At 33.0% G+C, this 13,878-nt stretch carries 14 protein-coding genes; 4 read left to right on the forward strand and 10 right to left on the reverse strand.

Annotated features, from left to right (window positions below):
* Window positions 1-49 precede the first annotated feature (49 nt).
* The 10 genes from lolB2 to UMM65_RS01330 all read right to left on the reverse strand — a co-directional run bounded on the left by lolB2 (window position 50) and on the right by UMM65_RS01330 (window position 9,197).
* A complete protein-coding gene (gene lolB2 / locus UMM65_RS01285; protein WP_321974648.1) occupies window positions 50-667 on the reverse strand; it encodes a flexirubin biosynthesis protein LolB2 in 618 nt (205 codons plus the stop codon).
* Window positions 648-1,271: a flexirubin biosynthesis/transport protein LolA2 gene (lolA2, locus tag UMM65_RS01290; RefSeq protein ID WP_321974649.1), complete on the reverse strand. Its 624-nt coding sequence runs from the start codon at window positions 1,269-1,271 to the stop codon at window positions 648-650. Before lolA2 ends, lolB2 begins: the two co-directional genes overlap by 20 nt.
* On the reverse strand, window positions 1,264-2,028 hold the full coding sequence (locus UMM65_RS01295; protein ID WP_321974650.1) for a polysaccharide deacetylase family protein: 765 nt from the start codon (window positions 2,026-2,028) through the stop codon (window positions 1,264-1,266). The genes lolA2 and UMM65_RS01295 overlap by 8 nt, the downstream gene beginning before the upstream one ends.
* Window positions 2,022-3,083, reverse strand: a complete 1,062-nt coding sequence (locus UMM65_RS01300) for a beta-ketoacyl synthase N-terminal-like domain-containing protein (RefSeq protein ID WP_321974651.1) — start codon at window positions 3,081-3,083, stop codon at window positions 2,022-2,024. The genes UMM65_RS01295 and UMM65_RS01300 overlap by 7 nt, the downstream gene beginning before the upstream one ends.
* A complete protein-coding gene (locus UMM65_RS01305; RefSeq protein ID WP_321974652.1) occupies window positions 3,084-4,280 on the reverse strand; it encodes a beta-ketoacyl-[acyl-carrier-protein] synthase family protein in 1,197 nt (398 codons plus the stop codon).
* Window positions 4,281-4,538 (reverse strand): phosphopantetheine-binding protein, encoded by a 258-nt coding sequence (locus tag UMM65_RS01310; RefSeq protein ID WP_321974653.1) that lies wholly within the window; start codon window positions 4,536-4,538, stop codon window positions 4,281-4,283.
* Window positions 4,539-4,547: 9 nt separating this feature from the next.
* Window positions 4,548-5,153 carry a 3-oxoacyl-ACP synthase gene (locus UMM65_RS01315; protein WP_321974654.1) on the reverse strand — a complete coding sequence of 202 codons (606 nt, stop codon included), beginning with the start codon at window positions 5,151-5,153 and terminating at the stop codon, window positions 4,548-4,550.
* 1 nt (window position 5,154) lies between these two features.
* Window positions 5,155-6,300, reverse strand: coding sequence for a beta-ketoacyl synthase N-terminal-like domain-containing protein (locus UMM65_RS01320; protein WP_321974655.1), 1,146 nt, complete (start codon window positions 6,298-6,300; stop codon window positions 5,155-5,157).
* 183 nt (window positions 6,301-6,483) lie between these two features.
* A complete protein-coding gene (locus tag UMM65_RS01325) occupies window positions 6,484-7,833 on the reverse strand; it encodes a sensor histidine kinase (protein WP_321974656.1) in 1,350 nt (449 codons plus the stop codon).
* A complete protein-coding gene (locus UMM65_RS01330; protein WP_321974657.1) occupies window positions 7,833-9,197 on the reverse strand; it encodes a sigma-54-dependent transcriptional regulator in 1,365 nt (454 codons plus the stop codon). The genes UMM65_RS01325 and UMM65_RS01330 overlap by 1 nt, the downstream gene beginning before the upstream one ends.
* A gap of 230 nt (window positions 9,198-9,427) precedes the next feature.
* Here UMM65_RS01330 and UMM65_RS01335 point away from each other — a divergent pair, with 230 nt between their 5' ends.
* The 4 genes from UMM65_RS01335 to UMM65_RS01350 all read left to right on the forward strand — a co-directional run bounded on the left by UMM65_RS01335 (window position 9,428) and on the right by UMM65_RS01350 (window position 13,628).
* Window positions 9,428-10,783, forward strand: a complete 1,356-nt coding sequence (locus UMM65_RS01335) for a TolC family protein (RefSeq protein ID WP_321974658.1) — start codon at window positions 9,428-9,430, stop codon at window positions 10,781-10,783.
* Window positions 10,784-10,948: 165 nt separating this feature from the next.
* Window positions 10,949-12,196, forward strand: coding sequence for an efflux RND transporter periplasmic adaptor subunit (locus tag UMM65_RS01340; protein WP_321974659.1), 1,248 nt, complete (start codon window positions 10,949-10,951; stop codon window positions 12,194-12,196).
* Between the two features lie 275 nt (window positions 12,197-12,471).
* Window positions 12,472-12,819 carry a hypothetical protein gene (locus UMM65_RS01345; protein ID WP_321974660.1) on the forward strand — a complete coding sequence of 116 codons (348 nt, stop codon included), beginning with the start codon at window positions 12,472-12,474 and terminating at the stop codon, window positions 12,817-12,819.
* Window positions 12,820-12,932: 113 nt separating this feature from the next.
* Window positions 12,933-13,628: an ABC transporter ATP-binding protein gene (locus UMM65_RS01350; protein ID WP_321974661.1), complete on the forward strand. Its 696-nt coding sequence runs from the start codon at window positions 12,933-12,935 to the stop codon at window positions 13,626-13,628.
* Window positions 13,629-13,878: the final 250 nt, after the last annotated feature.

Consider the following 13,878-nt stretch of genomic DNA (forward strand, 5'->3'; position numbering starts at 1 on the left):
TTAGTAAGTGAATGACAAAAATAGAGTTTCTTTTTTAATTGATATTGTATTATAAAAATGCCTTTAACTCAATCTTTAATTTTATATTTTTATGTTCGATTAAAATCTTTCTTGCCGTTTGACCATCATCACTTTTAAAGCTAAAAACCACTTTCTCTTTTGTTTTTGATGTGTTTATCAATTTTTCAAGATACTGTTTTCTTTTTTTTACAAAATAGTAGTTATATCGCTTATCATCTTTATTTTCATAAATCATAAAATCATTATTCTGATAAGTATTACTAATGGTTATTTCTTCTTTTAATAATATTCTAAAATCCTTTTTTAAGGTATTTATGAGAATTCTTTTATTTAAATCGTCAGCAATAAAATTGATCGTAAAACTATCATTAATTAACTCAATATCCAGCATTTTGGTGCCGAATTCGGTAGTAAAAACAACTTTATGATGTTGAGTAGCTAATTTTTTAATGATTAATATTCCACTAAACTCATGCCCATAGACCTCAAAGTTGGCTTTATAAACATAATCTTTGTTAATATTAGAGAAATACGGGTTGTGATAGGTTCGGACTGTGTTTTCAACAAAAACAAAATCTTTAGTTGTTGACAATGTACAAGACGACAAAAAGAAAATAGAATATAAACTAATTAGAAAAAACCTCATCTTTTATAGTTTGGTTTTCAATACGGTTTTTAAAGATAATGTGCGTATAGTCATCTGATGGCTCTACCATTTTAACCTCGTTAACGGCATAGTTTTTACTGTCAAAATGCAGTACAAATTGTTTGATATATTTTTTCAGTTCAATATCTTTAGAATGGAAGATTACTATGTATTTATCAGTATCTTTTGTGAAGTTCATTGTAAATTCAGCATCATCGAACATATCACCATTAATACTTTTTACGATAAGTTCGTTCAGTTTTTGGAACAATTTATTTGACCCAATATTTACATCGCTCTTTTTACCTTCGTCATTAATTAATAGCTTACCCTCTTTAAAAATTACACTGTAATGAAATGGCTCGGTATAAGACCATTTTACCAATTTCGGTGCTTTATACTGCATTTTACCCGAGGTTTTAATGGCATTGGACAAAAATTCCATGTGTTTATACTGGTCAAAATCACTACTAATGGTTTTTGTGTTTTCGGCAACGTTTTTTACCTTCTCTTTAAAATTAACTATTTCTTGAGTGGTCATAGTTTTTTGAGCATAAAGCACGGATGTTGCTAAAATTAAAAAAGTAAATAGTACTCTAAACATAAGCTTCAATTTCAAATAATTTGTCCACCGTAACGGCTTCAAATTGATGTTCTTGTAAAAATAACAATAATTGTTCCAAAACAACGACCGTTCTTTTATTGGTATCGTGCAATAAAATAACATCACCAGCTTTCAGGTTTTTAGTAATCCTTTTTAAAATTTCTCTAGGTTCTTTTATTTTCGTGTCCAACGACCTAACTGACCAACCGATTACATGATGTTTCGTTTTTTTTATGGCATTTTTAATTGCGGGGTTGGTTACCCCAAATGGTGGTCTAAACAAATTACAATTAAGATTTGAAATTTTCAAAATCAATTTATTTGTTGTATTTATTTCATTAATAACTTTATTGGAAGAAAAGAATCCGAAATTATTGGAATGGCTATACGAATGGTTACCAACAATATGTCCGTCATTAGCTATTTGCTTAAACAATTCGGGGTGTTCTTCTATGTTTTTTCCAATGCAAAAAAAAGTAGCATTAATATTATGTTTTTTTAGAATTGCCAAAATTGGAAGTGTAAATTGTGGGTTTGGACCATCGTCGAAAGTTATGGCAACCTGCTTTTTATTGGTTTTGGGATTTGAATGTAATGCGTTGACGTGGTAATTCCATCTGATATGAAATGAGCCAATAGTGGTAACAATCAACCAACATAAAAAAATAAAAATGTATAAATATTTTGGGAACTGAAACGTAAAAACAAGCAAAACCAATACAAAAAAGAAGCTATTTACACGTCCAAATTTTAACATGACTGCAGTAAGACTAAACTATGATTTTCACCCCTATATTGGTTATAAAGCAAAACATTTTTATAAGATTTAGATCCTATATTATTAATTTTAATAATTTCAGGAATATCTTGTTGCTTCAGTATATTTGAAGCCACCCAGCAGCCAAAAGAAGAAGCTGTGTTGAACTCACCACATAAATGTTTGTAATAAATTTGCTGTGTTCCTTTAAAAATTCCTTCTTGAAGGTTTTTATAATAAGCATCAAAATCAATATCACCATTATTACCCAAAACAACCGCATCTAAAGTATCAACTGACAAGTTATTTCTTTCCAAAAACTTGTTAATTTGCGTTTCAAGTTCATCTCGATTTAATCGGCTAAAAATTTCAACATCAGCGAGTTTTGCGTAACTGTTTTCATTTTTCTTATCGGATAATGAGAAAAATACGGCTCCTTCACCAAAGATGGTACCTTCGGTATTTGAATTTATCAAATCGGTATTACCTACCTCCTCCTTTTTAATATGTCCAATCAATTGATGTAACACGTTGGTATGTTCCCCATGTTCATCAATACCGCCTACCAAAATGTTTGATGCCTCATTTTCATTGAACATTAACTGAGCATCCAAGAGGCAAGATTCAAAAGAAACTGCTGCATGGACATACGTAAAATTATAAGCCTTGCACTGCAATCCAAGTGCAATTTGTGCTCCAACAGTATTGTGAGTAGATTGGATAAAAGAAGTTGGCGTCAAAAATTGTTCATCATTATCAATTACGGCACTTACAAACTTTTCAGAATCTTGAACACAACCCATACCCGTTCCCGTAATAATGGCATCAGGCACTTTAACCCCTGCCTCTTTCAATGCCAAGGCAGAAGCCACAACCCCCATTTTTACGCCTTTTGCCATCCTTCTGGCAGCGGCTGGTGGGATGTAATCTTTATAATTGGGGTTTATAACTGGCAGGATATTGGTTTCATAAACTGCAATATCCTCTAAGAACTGATTTCCAGTTGTATTTTGTGCAGAAACACATCCCAAACCATTTATATAACAGGGCTTCATTTAGTTTTTAGAAAATATTAATGTTGAACAATTCCCGCCAAAACCAAAGGAATTTGAAAGTACATGTTCAATGTTTTTTTGTTTTACTTCGGTAACAGGTACAATTCCTGTTTCTTCTATAGCATTTGCATAATTCAAATTTGGAAACATAATATTATGCTGCAAAGCTAATATTGAATATACAGCTTCTATCGCCCCTGCTGCCGCCAAGGTATGACCTGTAAATGCTTTGGTTGAACTTAAATCTGGCACATTTTTACCAAAAACCCGTTGAATGGCAATACTTTCCGAAAGATCGTTATTTGGTGTTGCCGTTCCGTGTGCGTTTATATAATCTATTTGACTGGGTTGCAGACCAGAAATTTTAAAAGCCTTTTGCATAGCCAACGTTGCTCCTTCGCCATTTTCCGAAGATGCGGTTTGATGGAAAGCATCATTAGCATTGCCATAGCCAGAAACATAGGCAAATACTTTTTTGTTTTGTTTTGCAACAACTTCATCAGATTCTAAGACTAAAAAAGCAGCTGCTTCGCCTAAATTTAAACCCGTTCTATCTTTATCAAAAGGCTTACAATAGGTATCGGATAAGATCATTAAAGTTTTAAATCCATTAATGGTAAATTTAGACAAGCAGTCGGCACCGCCCACCACTACTCTATCCAGCTTGCCCGCTTTTATCATTCTGGCTCCCAACATAATGGCATTTGCAGATGAAGAACACGCTGTACTGATGGTAGTTGCAAAACCAGAGATACCTAATTGCTCTACAATTTTTTGTGTAGCATCTCCACCATTATGACCTTCGATATATTTACGATGTGTATCATCCTCCAAATATTCGTAATAATATTTCTCGGTCATATCCATTCCACCCACACTCGTTGCTGAAATCAATCCTGTTCTCACATCGTTAATATCAGAAATATGGGCATTTTTAACCGCTTCTTTAGCTGCAATTACGCCCAACATAGCAGTTCTAGAATAATTATTAGATTCAGGTAAATTTAATTGTTGAAGCAGTTCTTCGTTGGTCAAGTCAATTTCACCAACCATAATTTCATCTTTATGGCGAGTTTTTATATTGGAAATTCTAGAGATGCCATGTTTACTTTGCAATAGGGCATTCAAATTTTCTTCAACTGAATTACCAATCGAAGAAATAATACCCATTCCAGTAATAGCAACTCCTTTTGACATTTATTTCGTTCTGTTTTCTGTAATATAAGCCGCCATCACTTCAACGGATTCAAATATTTTCTTTCCTTCTTTCGGGTCTGTTAATTTGATGCCATAATCTTTGTCTAACATTACAATTAACTCTAAAGCGTCAATAGAATCCAACCCTAAGCCGTCACCGAAAAGTGGGTCGTTATCGCCTATTTCATCAATAGCAACATCTTCCAAATTGAGTTGTTCTATAATTTTTTCTTTTAATTCTAATTTTAAAGCTTCCATCTATTCCTTTTATTTATATAGGTTGATTAATTCGTTGGTTGTATGTTTAATTCTTCCTTTGCGGGATACTTTGTACATAAAGCAGTCGTAGTTATCTCCATCATAATCTACCCATCCACATAGCACATTCTCTGCCTTATTGTTATTTATCAGACTGTTCGCATAATTATGTAAAAAATCCGTATTAAAAATGTCAAAAATAAAAAAAGCATTCTCGCTCTTTATCTGATTTTTAATACTTATTTCGCCAATGGCAATGTTGGGCAATGTATAAACAAACACAGCAGGACTAGGATAAAAACTATCTTTATTTTGAATACTGTCTTGATGTTTTCTGTCTGTATCTAAACTTGATGCCCTATTTGTTAACACGATGGCGGTATTTTCATTGTCATCTTTATCGTTCAAAACAATTTCCGCTCCCAAAAATGCTAATTTACTTAAGTTATCCATTTTAAAAAACTTTGAATAGCTTAAATTCAGTTCCTTATAGATTTTTTTAGAAAAATCAGAGAATTGAGTCTCGGTATCAACCATAAAACATGGCTTTCCATTTATGGAAACCTCATTATTTCTGATATGGCAATAATCTGATATGTAATTTTCAATTTTCAAATTATAACACTTTTTTAAAGATTGCGGCTGTGTTGCAACCCCCAAACCCTGAAGCTGTTTTCAAAAATGTGGTCAACGGCTTGGCTGTTGTTTCCTTGATTACGTTAATGGATTGCGAAACGCCCAAATTATCAAAACCAAAGGAGGCGTATAAGGTATTATTGTGCAAGGACTGCATCCCTACTATGGTTTCCACTAAACCAGAAGCTCCTAACGTGTGACCGTAATATCCTTTAAGACTGTTAACTGGCACTTTAGTTAAACCTATTCTGTTAAAAGCGATGGATTCCATTTCGTCATTATATTCCGTAGCTGTGCCATGAGCGGAAATATAATCTATAGCTTCGGTTTTTATGTTAGCTTCCTTAAAAGCAGATTGCATACTTCTGTACAATCCTTCGCCAGTCCTTGAAGGTCCAGATATATGATTGGCATCATTGCAAGAACCATCACCTAATATTTCAACCGCATCTGATGGCAAATTATCATTTTTCGATGTTACTAATATCGAGGCTGCAGCCTCACCAATATTTATTCCAGTTCTATTTTTTGAAAACGGTTTGCAGGGAGACTCACTTATAGCCTGAAACGATTGAAATCCCGATAAAATAAATTCTGAAACAATATCACCACTGACAACAAGCACGTTGTCATACATTTCGGATTGAATCAATCTTTTTGCTACAGAAACTGCTAAAATTCCAGAAACACAAGCATTTGAAAGTACAATAGCTTCATTTTTAAATCCGAAAAAATGCTGAATCTGTTTGCCCAATTCCGCTAAATACGTTCTTTCTTTCGGAAATTTTGAATCGGCATCCAAGACATCTACATTGCCTTTTGTGGTTGAGATTATAAGTCCTGTTTTGGAAGTTATCTCAATATTAGATTGCTCTATCACATCATTTAAGGATAAGAGCATCATTTTTTCCAATCGTGTAAAATCATTGGTATTTCCTATTTTCTGAAAAGCGGTATTTAATTTATCTGTATCTATTAAAGAAGAGTAAAATGGCATTCGAGACAATGCTCTGTCCTCAACCTTATTGATCCCTGAAATACCTTTTGAAACGTTCTCAATATTTTCAGCTGTAGTAAACCCCAGACTGGCAATAATGTTGTTGTATGTTAGATAAACTTTGGACACTAATTTTACTAATTAAATACAGGGAGCAAAAGTAACTAAAAGTATTTTGTTAGAACTACTGCGTACAGCAAAATAAATGAAGATACGTCGCACAAATCTATGTGAAATTTCAATCCCTCCGTCTTTCGACAAAAAAGCCGGAATCCACCTCCCTTTGTCTGAAGTGAGGAGTCATTTATAGTTTTAAAACGTTAACACAAAAGTGGTACGTTCATCAGGAATTGAATGTACCATTAAACTTCCTCCGTGAAGTTGCATAATTTGCTTTGAAAGACTTAAACCTATACCTGTACCCGAATTTTTAGTTGTGAAAAATGGGACAAAAATCTCTTCGATCAGCTCTGGAGCTATACCCGCACCATTATCCGAAATAGTGATGTGTTTTTTGTTGGCCTTATTCACTCCAGCCGAAATTTTAATTATACCGCTTTCTTTATTTTTCAGTGACTGCATGGCATTTTTACCTAAATTAATTAGTACCTGGGTAATCTGCTTGCTATCTATAAATAGCTCTAAATTTTCTGGATTAATTTCGAGTCGAATCTCTACATTATCTGTTGCACCATCTTGCTGAATTAACACCAAAATTTTGCTTAATAACTTTTGAGCTCCTACAATTTCTTTATCTGGTTCTGGAACGCTCAATAATGTTCTATAAGACTGTACAAAACTCATCAAATCATTACCTTGCTCTTTGATAACCTCCAACCCTTTAACTGTATTTTCTATATGCTTAACTTCAATGGTATCAGTATTTGTCAATTCGTTATCATTTTTAAAATATTTTAAAATAGATTCTGAAATGGATGTTATCGGTGTAATGGTATTCATAATTTCATGCGTTAAAACACGTATCAATTTTATCCATGAATCAGTTTCCTTTTCATCCAGTTCTTTATGAATATCTTGAATAACAACTACTAATAATTCTTCCTGGTTAATATCGATTGAAGTAGATTTTATCGCTAATTGTATTTTCTCTCTTTCATTAGCTAGTTGAAAGAGTTTTTGGTCAAAAGGTTTTAAATCTTCAAACAAAGCATAAAGTTTTTTATCTACTTGAGCTAATTGTTTAATATGATTTAATGGTTTGTAATTCAATAATCTTTCAACAGTAGGATTGGAAAAATTAATATGACCTTTTCTATTGAAAGCCAAAATTCCAATATCTGCTTGTTTAATTATTTCTTGATAAAACTGTTCTTGTTCTTGTTTTTTTAAATGTACATCTTGAATTAAAGCATTTACCCTATTCAAACTATGATTCAACTTTTGGAAAGATTTGATAAGATCTTTTTCAGGAAAATGTAATGTGAAATCCTCATTTCTAATGGCATCAAAAAAATATGCAATTTTTCTATTGATGTTATTAATGTAGTAAACCAATTGCCAAGCTTGTAAAATTAGTAAAGCGAATATAAAAACACTTAATACATAGTAACCCTTTACAAATAAAAATGCTATCCCAAGAGCTGTCAAGGTTATCAATGATATTCTCAGGATAAGTTGTAAATAAAAATTTCTACTTGCCATTAGCTGTTCATTTTCTTTACCTTATTGTAAAGTGTTTGCCTAGAAACACCTAATTGATTTGCAGCGGCACTATAATTTCCATCATGCTTGTTTAAAGCATTGGTAATCATTATTTTTTCCATTTCATCTAATGTAGCTACTTCTGTTTCTATGGCTGAAGAAGCTTTATTAGACCAAGAAAAGTCTGTTGGCTTCAGCACATTACCATCACATAAAATCACCGCTCTTTCCATAGCATGTTGCAATTCACGTACATTCCCAGGCCAACTGTAATTCCTAAATTTATCCTGAACGGCAGCATTCATTCTCAATCCTTGTTTTCCATATTTAACAGCAAATTTATTTAAATAGAAATCAGCCAACAAGATAACATCGTTATCACGATCTCGTAACGGTGGTACTTCAACATGAATTGTATTTATTCTATACAATAAATCTTCACGAAATATGCCATCTTTAACCATTTGTTCCAGATTACAATTTGTTGCACAAACCAAACGAATATCTACAGGTATAGGTTTGTTTGAACCAACACGAACAATAATTCTATTTTGAATTGCGGATAATAGTTTCGCTTGAGTTTGCAACGACAAATTACCAATTTCGTCTAAAAATAATGTGCCACCATTGGCGGCCTCGAACTTACCTGCCCTATCTTCTTTGGCATCTGTAAAAGAGCCTTTTGTATGCCCAAATAACTCACTTTCAAATAAAGATTCAGATATCGAGCCCATATCCACATTGATAAAAACTTCATTTTTTCGGATAGACATGCGGTGCAATTCTCTAGCAATCAATTCTTTACCAGTACCGTTTTCACCAGTTATCAAAACATTAATATCTGTTTTTGCTACTTTTCTGGTTAGGTTTAAAACCTCTGTCAATGCCTTTGAGTTTCCAATAATATAATTTTTATCTTGGTTTATAAATTGCTTTAAATTGCTCTCTTTTTCTTTTAACTGGTACACTTCTTTTTGAGACTTACGCAATAAATAAGCCGACTTGACCGTAGCCAATAGTTTTTCATTATTCCAAGGTTTTAGCACAAAGTCGGCAGCACCTTCTTTCAATGCTTTTACTGCTAAATCTATTGCCCCATAAGCGGTCATCATAATTACCGAAGCGGTAGGAACTCTTTTTTTAATTTCCTTTAACCAAAATAAACCCTCGTTACCAGAATTAATCCCCGCAGAAAAGTTCATATCCAGTAAAACAATATCGAAATCAGCGAGATTTTTAAGTGATGAAATTTGATTCGGGTTAGATAGCATTTCAATACTTTTATATTCAAACTGCAATAATATTTCTAAAGCACTCAATACACTTTTATTATCGTCAATGATTAAAATTTTTCCATCAGTCATTAGAATTGTTTTAATATTTTATAAATGTACTAACAAAGATTTTAGTTTAAAAAAAAGTGTCAAATTATTTGACATTTATTGTAAAATATTTTTACAAATAAAACCTTGTTTTAATCCTAATAAAATTTATTTACTTGATTTTCAGACACCTAAAAACATGGCACAACATTAGTGTACATTTTGGCACAATATAAATGTAAATCGCTATTTAAACTAGAATTACAATTAACATGACCTTAAAAAAACATATTATTTTTTTCCTTTTCCTTTTGATGGTAAAATCTATAACTGCACAGAAAACATGGACTTTAGACGAATGTGTGGCCTATGCCATTGATCATAATTTGGAATTAAATAATTTTAAGTACACTAGTGATTCCAATAAAGAAACCTATAGGCAATCTGTACGTAATTTACTCCCAAGCATAACTGGATCAACAGGTTACAACATTCGATATGGGCGTTCGGTTAATCCCAATACTAATGACATTATTGATACCGACTTTTTCTCGAATAACTATTCTTTAAGTTCGTCAATAGATATATTTAGAGGATTTCAAAAATTGAATTCGATAAAAGCTTCAAAATTACTTTACAAAGCCGCTAAAGAAAATGTTTTGCAACAAAAATATTTATTAGCTTTTCGTGTAATGTCAGCTTTTTACGATATACGGTTTTACGAAGGTTTATTGGCAATTTCTAAAGAACAGGCCGAAGTTTCTCAAACAAATTACAATTTGGTAAAACGTCAATTGGAATTAGGGCTAAAAGCTGGTGCAGATTTATATGAAGCGGAATCTGTATTGCTAACAGACCAATTAGCCGTTACTCAAAGTAAAAATAGTTTGGAAGCCGCTCAATTGAAACTAATTCAAGAAATGAATTTAGAGGGTGAATCAACTATCAACATTAGTACAGCATTGGATGAAATGACGGAAGAAGAAACCATCTATTCAACTACAGATTTAGATTCAGTTTACAATATTGCATCTAATTTTATTCCATTGATTAAAGCCGAAAAATTTAAAACAGAAGCTGCAAAAAAAGAAGTTGCCATTGCCAGAGGAAAGTTATATCCTTCATTATCTTTATCCGCAGGTTATGGAACAGGTTATTATGAAACGAACGTTGATGATGACAATCACATCATTCCATTTAATACACAGTTTAATGACAATCTCTCAAAATATGTGGGTGTTTCTTTGAATATTCCAATTTTCACTCGTTGGTCAAATCGTTCAAATATCAAACAACAAAAAATAGAACTTCAGCGAGCTAACAATAGTTTAGACATACAAAAACAAGAGCTATATAAGCTGATTCAACAATTGGTTCAAGATCAGAAATCATTTACTATAGAATCTGAGCAAAGCACAAAAAAGATGACGGCCCAAGAATTATCATTTGCTATTGCACAAAAAAAATATGAAAAAGGGATGATTAGTACAATAGAACTTTATCAAGCCAAAAATTTATACACAACTGCACAGAATGAAAATTTACAAGTGAAATTACAATTGAAAATAACAGAAAAAACATTAGATTTTTATAAAGGATTACCTGTGTTTGATATAGAAGCCCCCTAGCCCCCAAAGGGGGAAAAGATTCGGATCAAGAAACAAAAAAGTCGAAAGACCGAAGACAGGAGTGAAAAAAGGAAAATAGTGAATAGTGAATAGTGAATAGGAAATAAACGATTAAATAACCAAGAGACCAACGACTAACGACTAACGACCAAAAGACTACAAAAAATGGATATAAAACTTGAAAAGAAAAAAGGATTAAGGCCAAAACATTATGGATATATAGCCCTAGGATTACTACTCCTATTTGTGGGCTATAAGTTGATTTTTAGCAATTCAATGTCCACCTTCAGAACTGAGAAAGACAAATTATCTATAGGAGAAGTTGCACAAGGAAAATTTGATGACTATATCACTATCAATGGTGCAGTAGCACCTATTTCTACCATTTATATGGATGCCTATGAAGGTGGTCGTGTTAGCGAAAAACTTATCGAAGAGGGCTCCATGGTCAAAAAAGGGGATATTATACTGAAGCTGGAAAACATGAATTTATATGAGCAAATTTTAGCGAGTGAAAGTAATATGGCTTTAAAAGAGAACAATTTACGATCCACAAGATTAGAATTTGATTCGCGACAAGTAAGTGGCAAAAAATCTCTGGCTACAGCAGATTATGATTTAACAAAAAACAAGCGAAATTTTGAACAGAACGAAGCCTTATACAAAGATGAACTAATCTCACGAGAAGAGTATTTGCTTAGTAAGGAAAACTATGAACTTTCTAAAAAACAACACGATATAGTAAAATTACAAACCGAACAGGACGATAAAATGCGAAAAACCTCATTATCAGGTTTAGATTCGGATTTACAACGTATGCGTAAAACCCTAGGTATGGTGTATCAACGCCTAGACCATTTGAATGTACGTGCCCCTGCTGATGGACAATTGGGCTTTCTGGATGCAGAAATTGGTCAAAGTATTGGGCAAGGTGAACGCATTGGACAAATAAATGTACTGACCGATTTTAAAATTGAAGCCACCATTGACGAACATTATATTGATCGTGTAAAACGAGATTTATCGGCAAGTTTAGAACGTAACGGAAAAGAATTCCCGCTACGTTTACGAAAGGTATATCCCGAAGTTAGAAATGGAAAATTTAAGGTAGATCTTGTTTTTACAAAAGAAAAGCCAGAAACCATTCGTGCAGGTCAAACCTATAATATTAAACTACAATTGGGTGAATCAAGTGATGCCCTTCTATTGCCAAAAGGTAGCTTTTTCCAAAGTACTGGCGGCCAATGGATTTTTGTAGTCAGCGATAATGATGAAGCCATTAAACGCTCCATAAGAATAGGAAAACAAAACTCGAAATTTTATGAAGTGCTGGAAGGGTTGGAATCTGGAGAAAAAGTAATTACGAGTAACTATGACAGTTTTGGGGAGGCGGAGAGAATTGTTTTGAAATAAAAAAACCTCCCCAACCCCTCCGCAGGGAGGGGCTTTTACAACTGTTGTGGATAAGTTTGGAATTGTTATTCCTTCATTATAAGGCGAATAAATTGACGAAATAAAATTGAAGAGGAGAAATGTAAAGTCCCCTCCTTTTTTCAAGGTGGGAGCCTGTGCTGAACTTGATTAAGTATGCCCAGTAGCCATTTTAAATCTTAGAGAATCATAAAGAGCGGGGTGGTTATTAGTTTAATCGAAATATTAATAACAAAATAATTATTTAAATAGTTGAGATGAATCGAGTTGTTGACTTAAAATATCAAATGAGTTTAAGTACTAAACTAATAGAAGCTGTTCAAATGGAGTTATTTCAAATTGAAAATAGTGAAAAATTGATATTTGTAAAAGGACATTTAAGAGAATGGTTCGAAGAAAAGAATTCTTTAATTATGCCTTTGGAAGTTAATGATAATAGTGTTAAAATAATCCGCATAGGTCAATATGAAAAGAATCCTTTTATTGAATTTGAAGATGTGGTTATTCAGAACTTGGAAATGAAAAAATCTTTAGGGAAAACCTTACCTAAAATAGGGGTAAAACATTTAAAAAAAATTCTGAAAATAGTCAAAATTGAAACTTAAAATATAGAAATACAGAAAACAACTAATAATTAACTAGAGTAAAATCAAAAAAAACACCCCGTCTCGCTTTGCGGGACACCCCTCTGAGAGAGGGGAATTAAAAACAAAATAAAATGATAAAAATCCAAAATTTAAAAAAGAGTTTTAGAACCGAAGAAGTTGAAACATTAGCATTGAACAACGTCAATTTGAATGTTGCCGATGGCGAGTTTGTAGCTATTATGGGACCTTCCGGTTGCGGTAAATCCACCTTATTAAACATCATTGGCATGCTTGATAACCCTACCGAAGGCAGTTACCAATTTAGTGGTCACGAAGTGGGCGGCTTAAAAGAACGCCAAAGAACTGATTTACGTAAAGGTAATCTCGGTTTTGTTTTTCAGAGCTTTAACCTAATTGATGAACTTACGGTTTACGAAAATGTTGAGTTGCCTTTAATTTATTTAAAAATGAATAAAAGCGAACGTAAAGAAAAAGTAAGGGCTGTTTTAGAGCGAATGAAAATTGCACATCGTGAAAAACATTTTCCACAACAATTGTCTGGTGGTCAGCAACAACGTGTAGCTATTTCTAGGGCCGTAGTTACCAACCCCAAACTAATTCTTGCCGATGAACCTACAGGTAATTTAGATTCTAAAAATGGTATTGAGGTGATGAATTTATTAACTGAACTGAACCAAGAAGGAACTACCATTGTAATGGTTACACATTCCGACAGAGATTCGCATTATGCTCATAGAATTGTTAACCTTTTTGATGGACAAATTGTTACGGAAAGTCAAAATACTCCTTTTGTGGCAAAGATTTAAAAGCTCCCTCTAACTCCCCCTTAGGGAGAGGACTTGTGGACGCTTACAAAAAATCTAAGAGCCAGAAGCTCAAAACATTTAATAAGCACGGATTTTAATCCGTAGGGATAAAATAAGAAAGTAAAAATGAGTGCTGTAGGCATGGGACATATAAAATGTAAGAAAAAAGATCAGAACCTGCAAGGTATTGCCGAAGGCTTCCTTGTAGGTCTGGAATAAAATGAAGAACCAAACCTACAAGGTTCCGCCT

It is taken from the genome of Aureibaculum koreense (assembly GCF_034296135.1).
Lineage (GTDB): Bacteria > Bacteroidota > Bacteroidia > Flavobacteriales > Flavobacteriaceae > Aureibaculum.